Raw genomic sequence first — 23,768 nt, 5'->3', positions numbered from 1 at the left:
CACGTTCTTAAAATGAAAACGTATTATGTGAAACCGTACTAATTGAAGATGGATTTAACTATAAAGCTTTATTAACAGGTGTGAATATATGGCAATTGGATACAAAAACGTATCTTTATACCCAAATATCAAATAATATCGACAGCGAAATACATAAGTAGAAACAAAGTTGATTAAAGCGTTGTCTCAATCTACTTACTAGCTATTTATAAACTTAACGGAATAGTAAATAGGTCTGTGACCTAAAAAATAAAAGATAAATGTTTCAAATAAATGATACGATAGTCGCATCGGATATAATAGAAGAGAATTTTTTATGCGACTTATCGGTATGTAAGGGAGAATGTTGCGTGGAAGGAGACTCTGGTGCTCCCCTCGAAGATGAAGAAGTAAAGATAATTGAAGACCTGTTGCCCCAGGTTTGGAATGATTTGTCTCCCGCAGCTCAGGAAGTAATCAAAAAACAAGGTGTAGCATATAAAGATACTGATGGCGATATGGTAACTTCCATCGTCAATGGGAAGGACTGTGTGTTTACTTATTATGACGAGAAAGGAATTTGTAAATGTGCCATAGAAAAAGCCCATCGCGAAGGACGGGTAGACTTTTACAAACCCATCTCCTGCCATCTATACCCTATCCGTTTAGATAAATACAGGGATTTTACGGCGGTGAATTATCATCGCTGGCGGGTATGTAAGGCTGCTGTCCTGCTTGGGAATAAAGAAGGTCTGAAGATCTACCAGTTTCTGAAAGAGCCTCTTATCCGGCGGTTCGGTGAAGACTGGTACAATGAACTTACTTTGGTTGCAGAAGAATATGAAAAGTCAGTTAACAAAATGTGATGGTGTAATTCTTAATTATTCATTCTTAATTCTTAATTAAAACAATGCATCCCCTTTCACAATTTAAATATTGCCCGAAATGCGGTTCAATCCGTTTTGTAGAAAATAACTTCAAGTCGAAGCGATGCGAAGATTGCGGTTTTATCTATTATTTCAACTCTTGTTCGTCTACTATTGCCATTATAATAAATGATGATAAAGAATTACTCGTCGCTACACGGGCGCATGAACCGGTTAAAGGCACGTTGGATCTGCCGGGTGGTTTTGTGGATATGGAGGAAACCGGCGAAGAGGCTGTGGCCCGTGAAGTGAAGGAAGAAACGGGGCTCGATGTGGACACTGTAAGTTACCTGTTTTCCATACCCAATAAATATGTGTATTCAGGTTTCGAGGTGCAAACATTGGATCTTGTATATAGATGCTTTGTGAAGAATACGGAGAATCTGAAAGCCGAGGACGATGTAGCTAGACTCGAATTTATAAAGATATCAGAACTGGACCCCGAATTATTCGGATTGTTATCAGTAAAGGAAGTAATAAAGGAAATACAAAAAATGAATATATGAAAAAACTACTAGTAGCTTTAGGTCTTGCATTAAGTATGCAATTTGCTTATGCACAGAAATCCGTATATACGGAGTTGCCCGGCAGGCTCTTTACTCAGGGTAAGGAGATGTTTCTGGATAATAATTATGTAGGTTGTATTAATTCATTGGAGGAGTTCATGAAGCAATCGAAAGATGCCGAACTTCTGCCTGAGGCCGAGTATATGATCGTCAGTTCCATGTATTATCAGGGAAAGGCCGGGGATGGGACAATGTTGAAAGATTATCTTGAAAAATACCCGTCTACATATCATCGCAACCAAATATGTTTTTTCATAGGATCTACTCATTTTGCCGGAAAGGAATGGCAAAAAGCATTGTACTGGCTTTCGCAGGCAGACATGGATTATCTGGATGTAAAAGAACAGGAAGACTATAGCTATAGAACTGCCTATGCCAACTTACAGGCCGGTAACAGGAATGAGGCAAAACGCCTGTTCGGATTACTTACCCGCAATAGTAGTAAATATGCCGAACCTGCTTCCTATTATCTGGCATACGCTAATTTTCAGGATGGAGAATACGAGCAGGCTATCCCGATTTTCCGTAAGTTGAAAAACAAGGGAGAATATAAAGAAAGCGCTACCTTCTTTTTGGTGCAGACTTCATATTTGCAAGGTAATCTGAGTGAAACCATTGCCGAAGGACGCGATTATATTGCGACTTACCCGGGTAGTACGAATACGGCAGAGGTGTACCGTCTGTTGGGAAACAGTTATTACCGTCAGGGAGATGCCCGGAACTCGATTGTTAGTTATGAGAAATATCTGGAAAGTGCGACTTCTACCTTCCGGGATGATATGTATCAACTGGCAGAAGCCTACTATCAGACAAGTGCTCATGGCAATGCCATAAATGCATTGAAACGGGATGTGGCTTCGACGGATGACTTACTCGGACAAGCAGGTTATATGCTCTTAGGACAATCGTACCTGAAAGTAAATGATACGCCGAATGCTATTATGGCGTTCGATGCTGCTGCACGTACCCGGTTTGATAAAACAATAAGTGAAGAAGCCTTATATAATTATGTAATGTTGATGAATCGTGGCGGCGGCTCTGCTTTCGGGCAGGCTATAACAGCTTCTCAACGCTTTCTTACAGAATATCCGTCATCGAAATATACAGATGAGGTGAATGAAGCACTGGCAAGCACGTTGCTGTCTACAAAGAATTACAATACAGCGCTTTCTGCAATCAATAGTATACAAACTCCGGGCAGGCAGATTCTGGACGCAAAACAATTGATCCTTTTCCAATTAGGTGTGCAGGAATCTATCGACGGACAATATGATGCTTCCGAGCGTGACCTGAACGCTGCCATCAATATGGGTAATTATAATGCCGAAGCACGGAACGAAGCTTACTTCTGGCGTGGCGATCTGGCTTATCGTAAAGGTGACTATCCTGCTGCCGCCCGCGATTATTCTTCTTATATTGCACAGGCATCCACCAAACAACAGAACTATCCGCTCGCTTTATATAATCTGGCATATACTGATTTTCAGCAAAAGAATTACAGCAAGGCACTGACTAATTTCAAGAAATATATATCTGCGGAAACCAATCGCCAGTCACCAAACTATCCGGATGCATTGAACCGTATAGGAGACTGCTACTTATATAACCGTAATTTCTCTGATGCCGAAAGCTATTATTCGCAGGCAGTAAATGTAAATCCTGCAAATGCGGATTATTCCGAATTCCAGAAAGCATTTGTGCTTGGTTTGCAACGGAACTATAACGGAAAAGTTTCTGCTCTGAATAATATGATGACAAAATATCCTAATTCTCAATATTATGACAATGCATTATTTGAAAAAAGCCGTGCATTGGTGATGCTGAATAAAGAGCCGGAAGCAATCTCCGTCCTTGAAAAGCTGCTGAAAGAATATCCTAAATCAAATCTGGCACAAAAAGCAGGAGTGCAATTGGGACAATTGTATTTCAATACAAATAACCCTCAGAAGTCGATAGCTGCATATAAGGAAGTTGTAAATAATTATCCTAACTCGGAGGAGGCCCGTACAGCCATACAGAGTATGGAAGGGGTATATAAAGATATAAACGATATCGGTTCTTACGCATCTTATGTAAACTCTCTGGGTAAAGGTACTATCTTATCTGCAAGCCGTCAGGATTCGCTAACCTATCTTGCCGCGGAAAACGTATATATGAAAGGTCGTAAAGACGAATCTAAAACTGCATTGAACAGATACCTGCAAACGTATCCGAATGGTGTGTTTGCGAGTGATGCCCACTTCTATCTGGGAAGTATGGCATTCGAAGCCAAAGACTTTACTTCGGCATTGGGTAACTTCAAGGAAGTGATAAACAGTAATAATCCGAAATACATTGATGACGCATTGATATATGCTTCGGGGATCGAGTTTGACAGAAAAAATTACGAAGCGGCATATGGCGCATACGAACACCTGAACATGGTAGCCTCGAAGAGTGAAAATAAGGATGTTGCCCAACTGGGTATGTTGCGTTGCGCTTACCTGATGAAGAAGGACAAGGATGTTGTCGCTGCTGCCGATAAGTTGTTACAGAATAAAGCGTCCGGAAATGTAGCTAACGAAGCCCGCTTCTACAGAGGTCAGTCGTTGAAGAATCTGGGGCAGTCCGAAAAGGCTATTGCGGATTTACAGGAAGTGGCAAAAGATACCCGTAGCGCATTTGGAGCAGAATCCCAATATCTGTTGGCTGATATATACTATCAGGCCAAATCGTACGACAAAGCAGAAAAGCAGATACAGTCTTTTATGAAAGAGGGTACCCCGCACGAATACTGGATGGCCCGTGCTATTGTGGTATTGTCGGATGTATATGCGGCTAAAGGCGATAAATTTCAGGCTCGTCAGTATCTCGAAAGTTTGCAGGCAAACTATAAGGGACAGGAGACTGATTTGACAGAAATGATTTCATCACGTCTGGCAGCTTTGAAGTAATTATGAAAATGTACAAAATTGAAAAACGAAGAACAATGAAAACATTATATAAATCTGTTTTTGTCATAGCATTAGGTATTATAAGCCTGACCGCAACAGCCCAAAAAGATTCGACCCTGATCCGTCAGGTACTGCTCGAACGCGATTATAATCCGACATTACAGGATGCATCGAAGGTAAATACACAACCTTCTATTTATTCTCCGGTAATAAAAGCAAAAGAACTGAAATTTGTGAGTACTGTGCCGCAAATAACACTGACAAATAATAAATTGGGAAGTGCTGCTCCAAGTGATATAAACACAGGAGTAGATTATAGTAAGAAACGCGGTTACCTTATATTGGGAGCAGGGAATAATTCGAATCTGGAAGGTGCATTCGGATACAGACTTGTCAATGGAGATAGAGATCGTTTGGATATATCTGCAACTCATAGCTCTACTAGTGCAAATGTAGACTATATAAATGCCGATCCGTATACAATGGATGAGGCAAAAGCAAAATATTCGGCAAGTAAAGTAAACCTGAAGTATCAGCATATGTTTGATCCTTCGGTATTGTGGTTCGACGCATCATTTTATAATACTTCGTATAATTATTACGGCAATCCGTTTATTCCCAATGCTCCTTATCCATATGGCTACGGCTCTGGTTACGGCTCCGGCTACAATCCATACGACTCCTATATCGCAACATATCCGTTCGATATGGATTCTCGTCAGAATGTAGATGTATTCATCATCGGAGCGGGACTTAAGTCCAGTGATAAGAACGAGGGTATATTGAAATATAAGGGAGGAGTGCGTTATCAGAATTTTAAAAGTAAATATGGTATTTTTACATCTGAAAAAGGGTCGAAAGGTGGGCAACTGGATTTGGATGCAGACTTTTATACCGAATTCGGCTCTGACAGGAGTATCGGAGTAAAAGGATTCATTATGAATCAATCGTTCAGCAGTAAGAATGAAATTATAGAGAATGCTTTCCACGACTTTACCAACATTACGGCTACTCCTTACATCAAATTCCAAGGAGGTAACTGGAATGCCGATCTGGGGGTAAATGTGAGCGGAATGTTCGATACCAAGACAAAATTTATGGCAAGTCCGAATGTAAAAGCCGCTATCCATATTAATGATGTGAATACGTTCTACGGAGAGGTGACCGGAGGAGTGAATAACAATACTTACCTTGAGATTTTACAAGAGAACAGGTATGTAAATCCCATTGCGCGAGTAGAATATTCGAAGACTTTATTCGATGCGCGTCTGGGCTTTAAATCGGGAGTTATTAGCGGTTTCGAATTCGATATATTTGCGGGATATAAAAAGACAGATAAAGACCATTTATATATAGCTCAATCTCCATATGACCTGCTGGTTGGAGTGTCTTATCCTTCCGATATGAAGATTTGGGGTAATGTAGGGACGCCTTTATATGCCAATATAGGTACAGGTCATGTGGGCGGACTATTGAAAACAAAGCTCATTCCGTATACAGACTTATCCGCTAAAGTTACAGCTTACTTTTACGATGTGAAGTATGCAAACGGAAATGTGACATTGATAGATAAAGACTTGTATTCGGAGAAGAAAGCGTGGGGACGTCCGACATTTACAGCTGAACTGAATGCTGAGATTAAACCGATCGATAAGCTGACATTCTCTTTGAACTATGTATATGCCGGTGGCCGTAAAACAGTCTATAGCAACTACATGATACCGGTACAGGAAGTCATAAAAATGAAGGATATAAATGAACTTAATTTCAGGGGTGAATATCAGGTGACAGATTGGTTGTCTGTAAATGCAAGAGTAAATAACCTTTTATTCCAGAAGTATGAATTACAATATGGTTATGCACTGCAAGGATTTAATGTTTTGGGAGGATTGAGCTTCAAGTTTTAACGAGACAGCATTCATTCCCCATTAGACAACATTGATAATAAATATGAATCTTTATAACAGAAGAGCCGCAAGATTAATCTTGCGGCTCTTCATTATTTCATGTTCTGAATATTATCAGAACTCAGCATTATTTGGTGTCCGTGGAAAAGGAATCACATCACGAATATTAGCCATACCTGTAATAAACAGGATTAGACGTTCAAATCCTAAACCGAATCCTGCATGAGGAGCTGTTCCGAATTTACGGGTTTCCATATACCACCAGATTGGGTCTGTATTCATATTCAGTTCCTTAGTACGGTTTACCAGCTTGTCATAATCAGCTTCACGTTCCGATCCTCCGATGATTTCACCAATCTTAGGGAATAGTACATCCATACCGCGCACAGTCTTACCGTCTTCATTCTGCTTCATGTAGAACGATTTGATTTCCTTCGGATAATCAGTAAGTATGACAGGGCGTTTGAAATGCTTTTCTACCAGATAGCGTTCGTGCTCCGATTGGAGGTCTGCACCCCAATATACCGGGAACTCAAATTTGTGTCCGCTCTTCTCCAGTATTTCCACACCTTCAGTATAAGTGAGACGGACGAAATCATTAGCAGTAACAAAGTTCAGACGTTCTATAAGTTCTTTGTCAAACATTTCATTAAGGAAAGCAATATCATCCTTGCAATGCTCAAGCGCATAGCGAATCAGATACTTCAGGAAGTCTTCCGCTAAATCCATATTGTCATGGATGTCATAGAATGCAACTTCGGGCTCTATCATCCAAAACTCAGCCAAATGGCGGGGTGTATTCGAATTTTCGGCACGGAATGTAGGGCCAAATGTATAAATAGCGCCCAGAGCCATCGCTCCAAGTTCACCTTCGAGCTGTCCGGATACAGTCAGGTTTGTCTGGCGACCAAAAAAATCTTCTGTATAATCAACTTGTCCGCCTTCTGCGCGGGGAACATTATTGAAATCTAATGTGGTTACCTGAAACATCGAGCCTGCGCCTTCAGCATCTGAAGCTGTTACAATTGGCGTATGGAAATAGAAGAATCCCTTATCGTTGAAATACTTGTGTATAGCATAAGACATATGGTGACGAATACGGAATATTGCTCCAAATGTGTTTGTGCGTGGACGCAGATATGCTATCTCACGTAAAAACTCGAGAGAATGTCCCTTTTTTTGCAAAGGATATGTTTCAGGGTCAGCGGTTCCGTACACTTCAATTGTGTCGGCTTGTATTTCTGCGCTTTGTCCTTTCCCTTGCGATTCTACCAATGTACCTGTGACATGGATACAAGCTCCGGTCGTTACAGGTTTGAAAAAGTCATCTCCAAACTTCTGTACATCAGCTACAATCTGCAGATTATGGATTGTCGATCCATCATTAAGGTGGATAAAGTTTACATATTTATTACCACGGATGGTACGTACCCAACCTTTTACATCAACTACTGACCCAAACTGAGGGTCTTTAAACAAATCTACAATCTTTGTTCTGCGAATACTCTCCATTTTTATACAAGTTACTAGCTACGAGTCACAAATTATGATACGGAGTCATTGATAGTGTATTCCATTCATAATTTATGACTCATAATTTATAATTTATTCAAATGCTCCCATACGAAGCATGTTCACTTCTTTTTCTGACAGGTAGCGCCATTTTCCACGAAGTACATTCTTTTTGGTAAGACCCGCAAAATATACACGGTCCAGTTTCATTACCTGATAACCAAGCTTCTCGAATATGCGACGTACAATACGGTTGCGACCCGAGTGTATTTCTATACCGACCACGTTGAGAACATCTTCTGCCTGATATGCGATTGAATCGGCATGTATTTCACCATCATCAAGTTCTACTCCATCGGCAATAGCCTGCATGTCTTCAATAGCTACATCGCGGTCGAGTGTTACCTGATAGATTTTTTTCTTCTTAAATTTCGGATGCATCAGTTTAGAGGCTAAGTCTCCGTCATTGGTAAGCAAGAGTACACCTGTTGTGTTTCTGTCCAGACGACCAACCGGATAGATACGTTCCGGACAAGCGTTTTTTACCAGGTCCATAACTGTCAGACGGTTTTGAGGGTCATCCGATGTTGTTACACAATTTTTCGGTTTGTTCAGAAGAACATATACTTTGCTTTCGAGACGTACCGGCTTATCCTGGAATGTTACAAGGTCACCACGGGTAACTTTAGCTCCCAGTTGATCCACAACCTCACCGTTAACCTTCACTACACCTGATGTAATATAAGCATCAGCTTCGCGACGGGAACAAACTCCGGCATTAGCAAGATATTTATTTAGTCGTAGAGGAGTATTCGGGTCTATATTTTCCTTGTACTTAACTGGCTTTACCAATTTCTTTACTCCACCGAAAGAAGGGCTGTAGCCACCACCGGCTCCACCTCTGTTGTCACGATTTCCGGCCGGACGACGGTCGTAGCCTCCTCCACCTCTGTTGTCGCGGTTACCATAAGATGAACGGTTGTCTCCGCCTGAATAACCTCCTCTGTTATTAGAGTAGCCACCTCCTCCGCTTCTGTTACCGGAATAGTTACCTCCACCTCTGTTTCCAGAATAGTTGCCTCCACCCCTGTTGTCGGAATATCCACCTCTGTCTCCGGACTGGCGGTTCTGATTTCCATACGAACTATTTCCGTATGAACGGCGTTCTCCGCCTTCATTCCTATCATAAGAAGGCCTGGATGGTCTTTCTGAGTTATAAGAGCTACCTTGGCGATCTTGTCTGTCGCCACCGGTTTTATAAGGATTCCGATCCCTGGAGTCGCGGTCAGTATTCACATCATAAGCTTGTTTGCGAAGATCACCTACACGCGCACGTTTCTTTTTTACAGGTTCTGACCCGTTTTCATTGTTTTCTGATGATGAGTAGCCCTCCCGGCTTTCTCTATCATTTCCATTGTCTGTCACCATTTTTTCCTTTTTGTTTAAATAATATACAAATACTTCTTTTATAACCTCACGGTTAAGTTCATTTTATACACCTGTGTAAGAATGCGGTGTAATTTTTCTCAGTTCATTTTTCACGGTTTCACTTACATTCAGTCCCTCAATAAATTCGGCGATAGATTCTGCCGTAATTGTATTGTTGGTTCTGGTAAGAGCCTTCAGTGCTTCGTAGGGTTTTGGGTATCCCTCCCGGCGTAATATTGTTTGAATTCCTTCAGCGACAACAGCCCAACAGTTTTCCAAATCGTTATATAAGGCATCTTTATTTAATAACAATTTATCCAAACCTTTTTGTGTACTCTGTATAGCTATTACAATATGTCCCATAGGCACACCTACATTGCGCAAGACTGTAGAATCAGTCAGGTCGCGTTGCAGGCGGGATACGGGTAGCTTAGAAGACAAATGCTCTAATATAGCATTTGCAATTCCCAGATTTCCTTCCGCATTTTCAAAATCTATCGGGTTTACCTTATGCGGCATAGCCGATGAACCTATTTCACCTTCTTTAATTTTTTGTTTGAAATATTCCATCGAGATATATTGCCAGAAATCCCTGTTCAAGTCGATCATGATAGTGTCGATTCGTTTCAGAGCATCGAAGACTGCGGCCAGATTGTCATAGTTGGATATTTGTGTTGTCCATTCTTCTCTGACAAGTCCCAGTTTTTCTGATACGAATTTATTTCCGAATGCTTTCCAGTCGTATGACGGGTAAGCTACATTATGTGCGTTGTAATTTCCTGTTGCTCCACCGAATTTAGCAGATAAAGGAATACTTTTTAGTAGTTGTAGTTGGCCTTCGAGCCTACTCGCAAATACCATTATCTCTTTTCCCAAACGGGTAGGAGAGGCCGGCTGTCCATGAGTTTTTGCCAGCATGGCTATATCAGCCCATTCGTTCGCCTGATTTTTTAATTTGGCGATAAGACCCTCAAGCATCGGATAATAAACATCATTCAATGCATCTTTTATCGAAAGCGGGATAGAGGTATTGTTTATATCCTGTGATGTAAGGCCAAAGTGTATAAATTCTTTGTATTGCTGTAAACCTAATTTATCAAATTCTTCTTTGATGAAATATTCGACAGCTTTTACATCATGGTTGGTAATTTTCTCAGTATCCTTGATGCGTGTCGCATCACTTTCTGAAAAACCGGTTACGATATCTTTCAGTTTTCCAAAAACAGCCTTATCTATATTTTCCAGTTGAGGGAGAGGTAATTCACATAGTGCGATAAAATACTCTATCTCTACTAATACACGATATTTAATCAATGCATATTCTGAAAAATAATTAGCTAGTTCTTCTGTTTTATTACGATAACGTCCATCTATCGGTGAAATGGAAGTTAGGGGTGTTAATGTCATTACGTTGCCAGAAATTTTGTGTTTTTAATCAACTTAGAAATTTATTTTCGATATCACTATTTACTTATAATTATTATACAAATATATAACAAATATATATGTGCAAGTGTTTTTACAAAAGGAAAATATTCATTTTTTTATCTTTTTTAAATAGTTTCTTGTTCCTCATCGGTAACCCTTGTTAAAAATCAAGATATTTAGTCATTTCTTGCACTAAATCAGAGGAGAAAAAATCTTGGAACAGGTTTTTCGAAAAAAACGAATATCTCTTTCATCCCCTTTAATAATTGTTCAGAGCCTCTACTATCCGGTGCAGTTCGTCATTCGTCAATGATGCATATAGCGGCAGGCTTAATACTTCATTTTGCAGTTGTTCTGCTACAGGCAGATTTAAACCTGCCTGTCCGGAATACGCAGGCTGTTGATGTATTGCTACGGGATAATGTATCTGAGTCTGGATGCCTTTATTGTATAAGTATAGCTGAAGCCGTTCGCGATCGTTTGTCCGGATTATATATAAATGAAAAACGTGGCTTAAGCTATCTTTATTGTCCGGTAATATAATATTTACATTCTTTATATTTGCAGAGTAATAGGCTGCGATCTCTTTCCGCCTTTGGTTATCTATATCCAGATATTTTAGCTTTACGGATAATATTGCAGCCTGTATCTCATCGAGGCGCGAATTTAGTCCCTTATATTCATGCATATATTTTTTGTCGGAGCCATAATTGGATAGGCTGCGGACGATCCGGGCCAGTTCTTCATCGTCAGTTGTTACAGCCCCTGCATCACCCAAAGCGCCAAGGTTCTTCACCGGATAAAAACTGAATGCTGCTGCATCTGCTAAGCTTCCTGCCTTTTTGCCATTGTATACTGCACCGTGTGCCTGCGCAGCATCTTCTATCAGTTTCAGGTTGTGCTGTATTGCGATTTGTTTCAATTCAGCCATCGCTGCAATTTGCCCGTATAGATGGACTGCTATAATTGCCTTTGTTCTGGATGTAATCTTTTCTATTACAGATTCGGGAGCAATATTGTAAGTCGCGATGTCGCAATCGGCAAAAACCGGTATGAGTCCACACTGAGATATAGCCAAAGCCGTTGCAATGAATGTGTTGGCGGGGATAATTACTTCGTCCCCTTCCTGCATTACGCCTTGCTCCATATAAGCCATTAGTATCAGGCGGATAGCATCAAGTCCATTGCCTACACCTATACAGTGCTTTACTTTGCAATAGGAGGCAAACTCTTTTTCAAAACTGGATTTTTCCTCTCCCAGGATATACCATCCTGAGTCTATCACACGCGATACAGCTTCTCGTATTCCGGATGCGTAGCGCTCGTTTTCCCGTTTTAGGTTGAGAAAAGGAATTTCCATATAGAAACTAATTAATAATGAACAATTAATAATTCGCAGCAATTCAACTTTCAACTCAAAAAGTAACAAAGGTAACACAGAAAACAATTAATAATTAAGAATGAAAAATTAATAATTATCTTGTCTTGCTGAGCAGAGCGAAGCATCTCGTCAGGGAACAGTCATCAGTTAAAAAAAATTATCTCGTATCTTGTTTACTTGTATCTCATTTAACTTTTAACTTACTACTTGTTAAAAGGCAACAAAAGTAACACTGTTTTCGCTTATCTTTTACTCTCTCTGTAAGTTCCCCTTGGGGGATTTAGAGGGCTAAAACCCCAACATTACCTTAGCATTTTGTATTGCCGCATCCGTAACAGTGGAACCACTCAACATCCGCGCTATTTCTTCCAGCCTTTCTGCATTATCCAACCTGTCGAGATGGGTCGTGGTAGATAGTTCATTATCCGATTTATATACCTTATAATGCGTCTTACCTTTGGCTGCTATCTGCGGCAAATGGCTGATCGCAATCACTTGCATCTTTCTTCCAAAGTCGAGCATGATCTGTCCCATTTTATCGGCTATTTCGCCTGATACGCCTGTGTCTATCTCATCGAATATGATAGTCGGCAGGGCTGTTGCACCTGCAATCATCGACTTGAGGCAAAGCATCAGGCGTGATATTTCACCACCCGAAGCTACATCGGCAACCGGTTGTAGTGGCGCATTTTTATTTGCTGAGAACAGAAATAGTATTCTGTCTATTCCGTATATGTTAGGATGTTCTTCGGCAGTAATCTCGCATTTGAACCTGATATTCGGCATGCCCAGATTCGCTACCTTTTCTACCAATCCTTTTTCCAGTTCTGGTGTGATTGCCTTACGATGGTCGCTCAACTTTTTGGCGAGGGTGAGCATTTTATCATATTTTTCAGAAACTTCTTTCTCCAAAGTTTCAACCTGCTGGTCCGATGATTCTATTTTTTCCAGTTTCTGCGCCAGTTCTTCATATAATTCCAGTAAGCCCGAAACTAAAGATACATGATGTTTCTTTTGCAATGAATAAATCAAATCGAGCCGCGATTCGATGTAAGCCAGTCGTTCAGGATTGAATTCTACATCGTTAGCCGACCGTTCCAACTCGGAAGACAGATCTTTGAGGTCTAAATAAGAAGTCTCCAAACGTTGGTGAATTTCGTCCGCTTTCGGATATACTTTAGCCAGCGGGTGTGATGTATTCAGGCTTTCTTTCAAAGCTGCAACAATGCCTCTTTCGTCTTCCGACAGCAATGTATGTATCTTGTACAACGCCGATTTTATATCCTCGGCATGGTTTAGGGTCTCCTGTTCGGCTTCCAGTTCTTCCTGTTCTCCTTGTGTGAGGGCAGCTTCGTGTAGTGCCTGATATTGGAAGCGGAGGTAATCTTCTTCCTCTTTACTCTTTCTGATGGTATCTCGTAGTTCTGCCAGAGCCTTTTCAGTTTGCTTATATTGATGAAAAGCCTGCTGGTATTCTTTCAATAAGGCTTTATTACCTGCTAATGCGTCCACTACCTGCATCTGAAAACGGCTATCCGATAATAACAGGTTCTGATGCTGTGAATGTATATCTATCAGTTGGCTACCCAGCTCTTTCAGATCGTTCAACCCTACAGGTGAATCGTTTATAAAAGCACGTGATTTTCCTGTGGAGAGTATTTCCCGGCGCAGTATATAACTGTGCGGGTCGTATTCGATACCTTTCTCCTCGCAAAAGTCTTTAAGATCATAGGCCGATACATCGAAAGCTCCTTCGATAATACATTTGCTTTCGCCTTGTTTGATGGCTTTTATATCGGCTCTCTGCCCGAGGATAAGCGATAAGGCTCCCAGTATGATTGATTTTCCTGCACCCGTCTCTCCCGTAATGACAGAAAAGCCTGATTCGAAATCTATTTCGAGACTGTCAATCAGGGCATAATTTTTAATATAAAGCGATTTTAGCATGGCTAAAGATAGTTATCATTTATCAAATTTCACATTCAAAACTACAATCTCTGATATAGTGCCTATACGGAACTGAGGCCCTGCAAGGCCTAGCCCTGATGATACATAAATATGTGTATTGTCTTTTTTCTTATATCCGTATGGTATTTCGTACATCGACCTGTATTTCAGGTGTTCAGGTATAGTCCCGGTGTTATATATCGCCGAAGATATGGACATTATCGTGTTTACCGGAAAGAACTGTCCGTTATGTGTATGCCCGAATACAGCTATATCCGCTCCGGCATCGGATTCTTCATACAAACGGTGGGGTTCGTGGTTCATAACAATGATCGGCAAATCTTTGTTTACACCCTGCATGAGTTCGGGTAATTCTTTTCTGGTTGTGCACTTATCGTCTTCGCGGCCCACCAGATAGAACGAATCGGCAATCAGTATTGTTGTATCCCGTAATACTGTAAGTCCTGCGTATTTACTCAACCAAAGTATTTTTTCGTCTTTTTCCTCACCCAAGTCGATATATTCATGGTTCCCCGTTGAAGCATAAACGCCATATGGGGCTTTCAGCCGCAGAAATTCAGTTTCCATCCGTTGTTCGTACAGTGATTTTACGTCATAGTCGATGATATCGCCTACCAGCAGGATAATGTCCGGTTTCTGCTCCATAATCTTATCCACATACATGGATACGATATTTTTATCGATGAGATATCCGGCATGTATATCTGTGGCAACTACGATGCGGAGATCTTTTATATTTGGTGAATGTTTATCGACAGTCAGGTACATTTCTGTTACGACCGGATTGTGGAAACGATAGTTGCCATAACCCATCACACTGCAAACCAATAGGAGAGAGGCACAAAAGTAAATCAGCCGGGGCTTTTTCGCTTTCAGGTCTATTGCGAATATTTTTTTCTTACGATTGATATACTTTACCAAGTCGTATAGTAGCAGTAAAATGGTCATATATATAGTGAAAAGCATCCAGGTAGTCCCTACCCATGCAAAACTATGAAGGGCATCGAAAGGCAACAAACCTGTTCCGGAGGTAAAGAATCCCATGAAATAAATTGCCAGTTCAGCAATATAGATAGATGCATAAGGAATTTTGATGTATTTCTTATCAGGCAATCCTTGCCAGCCACGCCAATAGATATAGGCGCTGAGAAATATCTGAACAATAATTGCATTAAAAAATACTCTCATTCCTTTGTTTTTAAATCGATGACCACATATTCCGATTGTGTTCCGATGCGGAATTTACCACCCCAGATACCGATACCCGAGCTTATATATATGTTGGCATTTCCTTTTTTTACAAAGCCGTGGTCTTTTTCGTATATTGCATTCGTAATAGCAGAGATAGGCCAGACTTGTCCCTGATGTGTATGCCCGGATATTTGCAAATCGATGCCGTATGCTTCAGCTTCTTCGAGATGGTAAGGCTGATGGTCGAGCAGGATAAGGGGCTTTGACTTGTCGAGGCTGTCTACTAATACGTTCAATGGTTTGCGCCATTCGTTCGACCTGTCGTCGCGCCCGATGACGTAAAAACTGTTGTTAACCAATTCGGCCGTGTCGCGTAAGAGATGGATACCTGCTTTCTCATAAAAGTCGAGACTGTTTTTGAGACCGCTGATAAATTCATGATTTCCCAGACAGGCATAAACCCCCATAGGAGCTTTTATTTTATGAAAGCTTTCGGCAAAGTTGCCTTCGTTCAGAGGGCGTACACTATTATCTATAATATCTCCGGCAATGAGAACAATATCCGGATTTTCAGCATTTATTGTATTTACCCATCCCTCAAATTCCTTTTTTCCTATGCCATAACCCAGGTGCAAGTCACTAATGGCTACTATCCGCAAGGGTTTAACAGATGTAGAATCTCCCAGGGTTTTATATATCTGTACAGGCAGTTCTACACGGACTTTCCATTGATATTTCAGGTATCCGCAAATCATCAGTAGGGTAATAAAACCTACCATAAAGCCCAGCCCTACCCAATTTTCTTTTGTATAGCGGGTAATCGCATCGCTCGGCATAAAATGAAATAGCTGATTGGTAAGCCCGAATAAATCTTTTACCAGCATTACGATAAGGAAATACAGGAGGATGAAAAACCAGGCGGTGCCTACTTTGTATAAAAAAGATGTCATCCATACAGGCAATACATCCCCGGCAAGAAAAGATATAAAAAAGGATGAAACGGCTACGACAGCAAACGAAACGAGAGTTACCCGTCCGATGGTATTCGGAGGCATAGCTATCCAGATATGATGGAAGACATAGAAATTTGCTAAGAGGTATATGATGAAGATTATTATGAACATGATCGGTTTCATTCAGACTTTATAGAATAGTTTTGAAATGTACAAAGATATATAATCCTGTTTATTACGGAATATTTATGATAAAAAAAGAGTAGCCGGAAAAGACCACTCTTTTGTAATTTATATACAGTTTCCTTCAGTTAATTACGTCTGCCTCCAAGGGCTATCATAATATAATAAAGTAATGTAGCCAAAGAACCTATTGCGGCAACAACATATGTATAAGCAGCCCATTTCAAAGCATCTTTAGCCATGTCATGGTTATTCATATTAGTTACGCCGGCAGTATTGAGCCATGCTAAAGCTCTCTGACTGGCATTGATTTCTACAGGTAATGTAACAAAACTGAATATGGTAGTCAGGGCAAAAAGACCAATGCCTATCCAGATAAGAGTAGGGAATGTCTGTATGAAAATGATTCCGGCTAGAATAATCCATGTCACCCATGATGAAGCGAAACTGACAACAGGTACAAGAGCCGAGCGCATTTTCAACGGACCATAGGCATGTGCATGCTGTACAGCGTGCCCGCATTCGTGGGCGGCTATCGCGGCGGCGGCTACACTATTGCTGGCATAAACCCCTTCACTCAGGTTTACAGTCTTATTGGCAGGGTTATAGTGGTCGGTAAGCATTCCTTGAGTGGAAACGACTTTAACATCATATATGCCGTTGTCGTGAAGCATCTTTTCAGCTACGTCCCGTCCGGTCATCCCGTTGGTCAAAGGGATTTTAGAATATTTATTAAATTTACTTTTCAGCATTTGCGAAACAGCAAAACTTGCGACCCCAACCAGTATCAATATAATCCAACCTATATACATATTTATATCTTTTTGTGAATATTCTTTTTATGATATATGAAACAAAAAATGTGCCAATAATGTTTGTTGGCACATTCTATATTCTTAAAAAGGGTTTAATTACCTTATTATAGTCTGTTCCCTGTCAGGTCCTAACGAAACTATCTTGATTGGAACCTGCAATTCTTTTTCCAAAAATGAGATATAATGCTTGAACTCGGCCGGAAATTCATCTTCCTTTTGCATTTTAGTCATGTCTGTTTGCCATCCTTTCATATCCACATAGATCGGCTTGATTCTCTCGTCTACTTCGAAAGGGAAATCCGTAACTTTCTCTCCGTTTATTTCGTAGCCGATACATGCTCTGATAGTCTCGAATGTGTCCAGAACATCACTTTTCATCATTATCAGTTGGGTAACACCATCTATCATAATGGCATAGCGCAAAGCTACCAGGTCTATCCATCCGCAACGGCGCGGACGTCCTGTTACAGAACCGAACTCAAACCCGAATTCACGGAGTTTATCTCCTGTTGCATCGAATAATTCGGTTGGGAACGGGCCACTGCCCACACGGGTACAATATGCCTTGAATATACCGTACACTTCACCTACCGACTGTGGTGCTATGCCCAGCCCGGTACATGCTCCTGCTGATATGGTATTGGACGATGTAACAAAAGGGTATGACCCGAAATCTATATCGAGCATTGTGCCTTGTGCACCTTCGGCCAGTATTTTCTTCCCTTGTTTTACAGCGTTGTTGATATAGTGTTCGCTATCTATAAATGTAAACTCTTTAAGTTTTGCTACACCTGCAAACCATTCTTTTTCTATTTCGGCCAGTGCGCTGATATCATGGCCATATTGCTGCAATATTCTTAGGTGTTTAGATTTCGCAGTGTTGTATTTCTCTTCGAAATTATGCAGTATATCACCTACACGCAGACCGTTTCGACTGATTTTATCTGTATATGTAGGTCCGATACCCTTGCCGGTAGTGCCTATTTTGGAATCTCCTTTAGCTGCTTCGTAGCAGGCATCGAGCAATCGGTGGGTTGGTAGTATAAGGTGTGCTTTCTTGGAGATAAGAAGGCGCTTTGTTAAATCATGGCCGGATGATTCCAGCGATTCAATTTCTCCTTTGAACAAGGCCGGATCAAGTACAACACCATTTCCTATGATATTGATTTTGTTTCCCTGGAAAATACCTGAAGGTACAGAACGAAGGACATATTTCTTTCCTTCGAATTCCAGTGTGTGCCCTGCATTTGGCCCACCCTGAAAACGGGCTACAATCTCGTAGTGGGGTGTGAGTACATCCACTATCTTACCTTTTCCTTCGTCGCCCCATTGCAAACCTAGCAATACATCTACTTTCATTTCTTTTTAATACGTGTATTTTTATTTTCTGTTAGTTTATTCTTTTTTTCTTCTGCCTTTTTTGCCCGCATACATTTATTGCATATGCCATATATATACATGCTATAATAGCTGATCTTGAATCGTTGCAATTTTTTTTGCTGAGTGGGAGTAAAGAGATTTCCATTTTTATGTTCTTTTACTTCCCCGCAATTCAGGCAAATCAGATGGTCATGATTCTCATTGCCATAGGCCCGTTCGTACTGAGATACATTAGCTCCAAACTGATGTTTTACGACCAGACCGCAGTCCAACAGCAATTCGATAGTGTTATATAATGTAGCACGGCTGACCCTGAAGCTGGATTGCTTCATGGCATTATACAAAGAATCCATGTCAAAATGTCCTTTCGTAGAATAGATATGCTCAAGTATGGCATATCTTTCCGGGGTTTTACGATGTTTATGCAGACCGAGATAGTCCGTGAACTCGCTTTTGACTTGTTCCTTTACTTTTGAATTATCCATTTATCGAAAAATCTGATATGAACAAAAATACATCTTTTTAATAGAATATCAGGCAGTATGAGGAAGAAAAAGTTATTAACTATTTAGAATTTGTCTAATAAAGCTTCCATGAGGTCTGTTTGGGCCGGGAAATAGAAATCTTTTTGAGTATGAGTGTATTCAAATTAAAAAGAGAACTCTCACGAGCTCTCTTTTTAGAAAGGAAATCAAAAAGAATATTATAATAAATATTCAGGTTAGTATGTATTTGCTTATTCGTCCAGTGGTTCGTCCACTGTGTATTTGTATTCTATATTAAATGTTTTTGTTTCTCCTCCAAAATCTTTGGATGTTATCTCAAACGTAACTTTGTCACGCCCTGCGATTTTGTAAGGTGTAAGATCGAAACTTGCATAACCTTTAACCGGATATCGTGATGGTTCGTCACCATTTATATTATGTCTGAATTCTAATTTTACAATATCTTTGTCTACTGATAAGTCCGGTTCTGCCGATATCATATTGATCATATGCGGCTTGTTTTCTCCGGTATTGTATCCGAAATTGATATTCAGATATCCGCCGCCTTCCCAAACGGAATATACTTTGATAGGATCATTCCCAATACTGTCTTGTTTTACCTGATCGTCGGGGGCTATATAAATAACGCCTTTGGTCAGTACATCATAATAATCGTTCAGTCTGATGTAATGGTCATAACCATCTTTCTCATCGGAGAGGATAGTATAGTTTATTATCGCTCTGTCGTACTTAGGTTTCAAGTTAAGACCTACAGGAGCGGCCACCCAGAGTTTGTCACCATTATCCCGTACGAAGGAATAAGTATTGTCATCTATCTTTTTTACTGTCACTATGTCCTCCCAGTAATTACCAAGAGAATATCCATCGTCATCAAGACATGAAGAGAATCCTAATGCTAAGACAGAAGATAGAATCAGTGCTGAAAATAGTTTCATATACTTTCTCATTTTTTTATTTAATAAAATTGGTTGATTAATTCTAATAAAATTGCTCACATATATTAGATGCGCAATTTGTATGCCATGTTGCATGGAGAAGTCAAAATAAATGTTAAGAATTTTCTTTTGCTGTAAGAAAATGACGGATTATCTTTTTTGCCTGAAGAATTCTTTTAACAGAAAAGCGCATTCTTCCTCCAGAATGCCGGATATTATAGATGTTTTGTTATGCAGTATATTTGGCGAGAAAAGGGAGTATCCTTTTTTTTCGTCTTTGGCTCCAAAAACTACTTTAGGTATTTGTGACCAGAGAAGTCCCCCGGCACACATTGGACAAGGTTCTAATGTGACATACAGCGTACAATTTGTCAGATATTTACCTCCAAGGAAATTTGCTGCGGCAGTAATCGCCTGCATTTCGGCATGTGCGGTGACGTCATTGAGAGTTTCTGTCAGGTTGTGGGCTCGTGCAATAATTCTGTTTTGGCATACAATAACAGCTCCGATGGGCACTTCCTTCTTTTCGAAAGCAATCTGCGCCTCGTTCAGGGCTTGCCTCATATAATGTTCGTCGGTGAGAATCTCAGTCATCGGCGCATCTCATTTTCACCGAAAAGCGTAGGGTAATCCTGATCGAGATTTTTCAGGACATGGGCGATGAGAGTTTCCCTGCACCAGCGGGAACGATTAGCAATCTTATATTTTTTTATATAAGAGGAGATAAGTGCATATTCTTCTTCATTGAGCGAAAAAAGAAGATGTTTAGTCCTGTTGCTATGAGGCCCTTTCTTTTTTAGTTTCATTACCGCAAAAATAAGGACTTATCCCAATATGTGAAAGGATTTTCGAGAGAATATTTTGTTTTGGCGATGTAGTTTAACTTTAGTCTTCAAAATTGATGCGTAACTGGATCGCTTCGCCCCATCCCATTTCATCTTCATTGTTTTTCAAACCAAGTCCGATTAACCTCACTTTAGGTGATAAATCTATATTTTGAAGGAGCTCGAAGCCGGCTTTGTAGAAGGATTCATAGTCTGCCACTGACGCTGGAAAAGTCTTACTTCTGGTGATCGTTTTAAAGTCGGCATACTTTATTTTTAAAGTTACTGTCCGTGCTTTGAATTTCTTTCTTTCAATGTCGTGAAATGCATCCCGGGCAACTTCATCCAGAATTAAGGCCAACTCTTCGAGATTATCGATATCATGTTCAAAAGTAGTTTCTGAACTCATTGATTTTCTTATCCGTTGCGATTCTACCGGGCGGTCGTCTATAGCCCGTGCATTTTGGAAATAAATATGTCCTGCTTTCCCGAAAACGGCTATTAATTCATTTTCGGAACGTTGTTTCAGATCCCATCCGTTTTTTATACCTAATTGATGCATCCGTTTAGCAGTGACTTTACCCACTCCGAAAAATTGTTCGATAGCTAATGTTTCTACAAACTGTTCTGCATTTTTAGGCCTGACAACAAATAACCCGTCCGGCTTATTCTGGTCTGAGGCTATTTTGGCAAGAAACTTATTGAATGATACTCCGGCTGAAGCAGTTAGTCGGGTGGCCTCTAATATTTTTTGTTTGATCTCTTGTGCTATCTGTGTTGCAGATGGAATATTCTTATTGTTTTCGGTCACATCCAGAAAGGCTTCATCGAGAGACAAGGGTTCAACGAGGTCAGTGTATTCATGGAATATTTCCATTATCTGCCGGGATACAGACTTATAGACATCGAAACGGGCGGGAACGAATATCAATTGAGGACATTTTCTCAATGCCGTTTTAGAAGCCATTGCCGAACGCACCCCATACCTCCGGGCTTCATAACTGGCCGCAGCAACGACTCCCCTCGGCCCTGAATATCCTACAGCCAAAGGTTTTCCCCTATACTCTTTATTATCACGTTGTTCGATAGAAGCATAGAAGGCATCCATGTCTATATGGATTATCTTACGCATGCTTAAAAATAGATCATTTTTCTATTCCAGGGTGATCCGGTTTACCTCAATGTCTTTATTCAAGAATATTGTCGCGGCTTCTGAGAATTTTTGGGGCGATTCTGTTGTATAATATTTTGTTACACTGCCCTTGGTACATACTTTGTCCATTTCGGGGTGGCGATGCAGATAATCTTGCAGACTACGGGCGATATATTCGCCTTGGGCTATGGCTGTTACACCATCCGGCAGGAATGATTTTATTTTATTCAGAAGAATAGGGTAATGGGTACATCCCAGTATAAGTGTATCTATCTGCGGGTCTTTAGAGAGGATATTTGAGAGATTCTTCTTGATGAAGTAATCCGCTCCTTCATTTTCATACTCTCTGTTTTCGACCAGAGGCACCCACATGGGGCATGCTTCGCCTGATACTTTAATATCCGGGAAAAGTTTATTGATTTCTATAGAATACGATTCGGATTGTATGGTTCCGGTCGTACCTAAAATCCCAACATGCCTGCTTTGGGTTATAGGCCCTATAATCTCGGCCGTGGGGCGGATAACACCCAATACCCTTTTATCCGGATCTATGTGAGGCAAATCTTTCTGTTGGATTGTGCGCAGAGCCTTTGCTGATGCTGTGTTGCATGCCAGTATTACCAGATTGCAACCCATATCGAACAGGCTCAGTACGGCTTGCTTGGTAAATTCATATACAACATCGAAAGAGCGCGAGCCGTATGGGGCACGCGAATTATCCCCGAGGTAACAATAGTCGTATTCAGGCATTAACGACTGTATCTCAGAAAGAATGGTCAATCCCCCGTAGCCTGAATCAAACACACCGATAGGTCCAACTTTAAGCATATATAATGATTTAGTGATTCAAAGATAGAAAATAATTAAGAATGGATAATAATTAATCAAGAATCCTTTTAGCCTTCATTTATAGCCATTCTTTAGCATTCGTTAATTGCAGGTTGATAAACTGTTTTCACTTTTTGAGTATTCTCTCTAAGTAGGCAATATCTAACAAATTCACAGTTTCAAAATTTCCTTTATAGAACACGCCGTAATTATTGAAGACACAAGGTAATTCCTTTGCTTTTTGTAGTGTATCTATCTGGATTAGGTATGCGGGAATGTTATTCGTTTCACAATACTGTTTTATCATCTCAATGTTTTGACAGATAAAAGGGCATTGCATATCATAATAGATTGTTAACTCTTTATTCCCAATTTTTTGACTCTTAGCATTCTGGGTGAATTTTGGAGTTGTTCCGTCAAAAGAAAGTGCAAGCAATTCATACCCATTATCAGTGGTGTCAACAACCTCAAAGCCAAATTTCTTTGCAAATGATTGGTCGGAAAGCCATGATTTCTGCTTTTTGGCTCCAAGCATGCAAATGCCGGATTTGCCTTTTTCTCTGGCATCAGCCAAGCAATATTCCATCAGGAATTTTCCATACCCTTTTCCTTTATCACTACCTAAAACCCATAAACAATACACATAATAATAGTTGTCTCCTGTTACGGGAACCCAGGCTGTTTCGAGAGGGGCGTATTCAATAAAGACGGTGGCCTTTGCATTTAGCTTTCTAAATACATGCCCTTCATTTAGCCGGGCAGAGAGCCATTGTCGCTTTGCTTCAACGCCCTGATGTTCCTTTTTGCTTCGGATAATGCAGCAAAAATGCTCAGATGAAAGATTTTCTGTTGTTATGTTTATAAAATCAGTATCCATGTGTACTATCTCAAATTAGATATTATTAGTTAGCAGGTTGTAATTGTGTGACTCTGTTATTATTTCACATAGATTATGAGGTATAAATATAGTGA

General features: G+C 40.4%; 20 protein-coding genes. 4 read left to right on the top strand and 16 right to left on the bottom strand.

Translation table 11 applies throughout. The features are described 5' to 3' along the window. The first annotated feature begins 260 nt into the window (after positions 1-260). From IR083_RS08650 to IR083_RS08635, 4 genes are read left to right on the top strand one after another with little or no spacing between them, the layout of a single operon-like run. Positions 261-845: a DUF3109 family protein gene (locus tag IR083_RS08650; protein ID WP_006798818.1), complete on the top strand. Its 585-nt coding sequence runs from the start codon at positions 261-263 to the stop codon at positions 843-845. A 44-nt stretch (positions 846-889) separates the two neighbouring features. After that, positions 890-1,411: an NUDIX hydrolase gene (locus IR083_RS08645; RefSeq protein WP_194223976.1), complete on the top strand. Its 522-nt coding sequence runs from the start codon at positions 890-892 to the stop codon at positions 1,409-1,411. Beyond that, a complete protein-coding gene (locus IR083_RS08640; protein WP_194223975.1) occupies positions 1,408-4,404 on the top strand; it encodes a tetratricopeptide repeat protein in 2,997 nt (998 codons plus the stop codon). The genes IR083_RS08645 and IR083_RS08640 overlap by 4 nt, the downstream gene beginning before the upstream one ends. 35 nt (positions 4,405-4,439) lie before the next feature. Beyond that, positions 4,440-6,311, top strand: coding sequence for a hypothetical protein (locus tag IR083_RS08635; RefSeq protein ID WP_194223974.1), 1,872 nt, complete (start codon positions 4,440-4,442; stop codon positions 6,309-6,311). Positions 6,312-6,425: 114 nt separating this feature from the next. Here the strand turns inward: IR083_RS08635 and asnS are convergent, their stop codons facing one another. From asnS to IR083_RS08555, 16 genes are all read right to left on the bottom strand, one after another. Next, positions 6,426-7,823: an asparagine--tRNA ligase gene (gene asnS, locus IR083_RS08630; protein WP_194223973.1), complete on the bottom strand. Its 1,398-nt coding sequence runs from the start codon at positions 7,821-7,823 to the stop codon at positions 6,426-6,428. A gap of 93 nt (positions 7,824-7,916) precedes the next feature. Continuing rightward, positions 7,917-9,251 (bottom strand): pseudouridine synthase, encoded by a 1,335-nt coding sequence (locus IR083_RS08625; protein WP_006798813.1) that lies wholly within the window; start codon positions 9,249-9,251, stop codon positions 7,917-7,919. A gap of 63 nt (positions 9,252-9,314) precedes the next feature. Then, on the bottom strand, positions 9,315-10,658 hold the full coding sequence (purB, locus tag IR083_RS08620) for an adenylosuccinate lyase (protein ID WP_194223972.1): 1,344 nt from the start codon (positions 10,656-10,658) through the stop codon (positions 9,315-9,317). Positions 10,659-10,938: 280 nt separating this feature from the next. Beyond that, positions 10,939-12,039, bottom strand: a complete 1,101-nt coding sequence (locus IR083_RS08615) for a DegT/DnrJ/EryC1/StrS family aminotransferase (protein WP_194223971.1) — start codon at positions 12,037-12,039, stop codon at positions 10,939-10,941. Between the two features lie 309 nt (positions 12,040-12,348). Beyond that, positions 12,349-14,007 carry a DNA repair protein RecN gene (recN, locus tag IR083_RS08610; protein WP_194223970.1) on the bottom strand — a complete coding sequence of 553 codons (1,659 nt, stop codon included), beginning with the start codon at positions 14,005-14,007 and terminating at the stop codon, positions 12,349-12,351. Positions 14,008-14,022: 15 nt separating this feature from the next. Continuing rightward, on the bottom strand, positions 14,023-15,216 hold the full coding sequence (locus IR083_RS08605; protein ID WP_194223969.1) for a metallophosphoesterase: 1,194 nt from the start codon (positions 15,214-15,216) through the stop codon (positions 14,023-14,025). Continuing rightward, complete coding sequence (locus IR083_RS08600) at positions 15,213-16,343, bottom strand: metallophosphoesterase (protein ID WP_242052389.1); 1,131 nt, start codon at positions 16,341-16,343, stop codon at positions 15,213-15,215. The genes IR083_RS08605 and IR083_RS08600 overlap by 4 nt, the downstream gene beginning before the upstream one ends. 140 nt (positions 16,344-16,483) lie before the next feature. After that, positions 16,484-17,167 carry a zinc metallopeptidase gene (locus IR083_RS08595; protein ID WP_199343203.1) on the bottom strand — a complete coding sequence of 228 codons (684 nt, stop codon included), beginning with the start codon at positions 17,165-17,167 and terminating at the stop codon, positions 16,484-16,486. 99 nt (positions 17,168-17,266) lie between these two features. Then, positions 17,267-18,529: an adenylosuccinate synthase gene (locus IR083_RS08590; protein WP_194223968.1), complete on the bottom strand. Its 1,263-nt coding sequence runs from the start codon at positions 18,527-18,529 to the stop codon at positions 17,267-17,269. Then, positions 18,526-19,035 carry a Fur family transcriptional regulator gene (locus tag IR083_RS08585; protein WP_194223967.1) on the bottom strand — a complete coding sequence of 170 codons (510 nt, stop codon included), beginning with the start codon at positions 19,033-19,035 and terminating at the stop codon, positions 18,526-18,528. The genes IR083_RS08590 and IR083_RS08585 overlap by 4 nt, the downstream gene beginning before the upstream one ends. 251 nt (positions 19,036-19,286) lie before the next feature. Continuing rightward, on the bottom strand, positions 19,287-19,991 hold the full coding sequence (locus tag IR083_RS08580; protein ID WP_194223966.1) for a NigD-like protein: 705 nt from the start codon (positions 19,989-19,991) through the stop codon (positions 19,287-19,289). Positions 19,992-20,141: 150 nt separating this feature from the next. Then, entirely contained in the window at positions 20,142-20,585 is a 444-nt protein-coding gene (locus IR083_RS08575) for a nucleoside deaminase (protein WP_006798803.1), read from the bottom strand. Then, the gene (locus tag IR083_RS08570; RefSeq protein WP_044215505.1) at positions 20,582-20,797 is read right to left on the bottom strand and encodes a hypothetical protein; all 216 of its coding nucleotides are present in this window, start codon (positions 20,795-20,797) and stop codon (positions 20,582-20,584) included. The genes IR083_RS08575 and IR083_RS08570 overlap by 4 nt, the downstream gene beginning before the upstream one ends. A 79-nt stretch (positions 20,798-20,876) precedes the next feature. Then, the gene (dinB, locus tag IR083_RS08565) at positions 20,877-21,947 is read right to left on the bottom strand and encodes a DNA polymerase IV (protein ID WP_194223965.1); all 1,071 of its coding nucleotides are present in this window, start codon (positions 21,945-21,947) and stop codon (positions 20,877-20,879) included. Positions 21,948-21,968: 21 nt separating this feature from the next. Then, entirely contained in the window at positions 21,969-22,796 is an 828-nt protein-coding gene (murI, locus tag IR083_RS08560; protein ID WP_006798801.1) for a glutamate racemase, read from the bottom strand. Between the two features lie 127 nt (positions 22,797-22,923). Further along, positions 22,924-23,673 (bottom strand): N-acetyltransferase, encoded by a 750-nt coding sequence (locus IR083_RS08555; RefSeq protein ID WP_194223964.1) that lies wholly within the window; start codon positions 23,671-23,673, stop codon positions 22,924-22,926. Between the last annotated feature and the right edge of the window lie 95 nt (positions 23,674-23,768).

It is taken from the genome of Dysgonomonas sp. GY75 (assembly GCF_015234155.1).
GTDB classification, from domain to species: Bacteria; Bacteroidota; Bacteroidia; order Bacteroidales; family Dysgonomonadaceae; genus Dysgonomonas; species Dysgonomonas gadei.
Note: the sequence above shows the minus strand (reverse complement) of the source record. Positions and strands in the feature narration are given on the sequence as shown.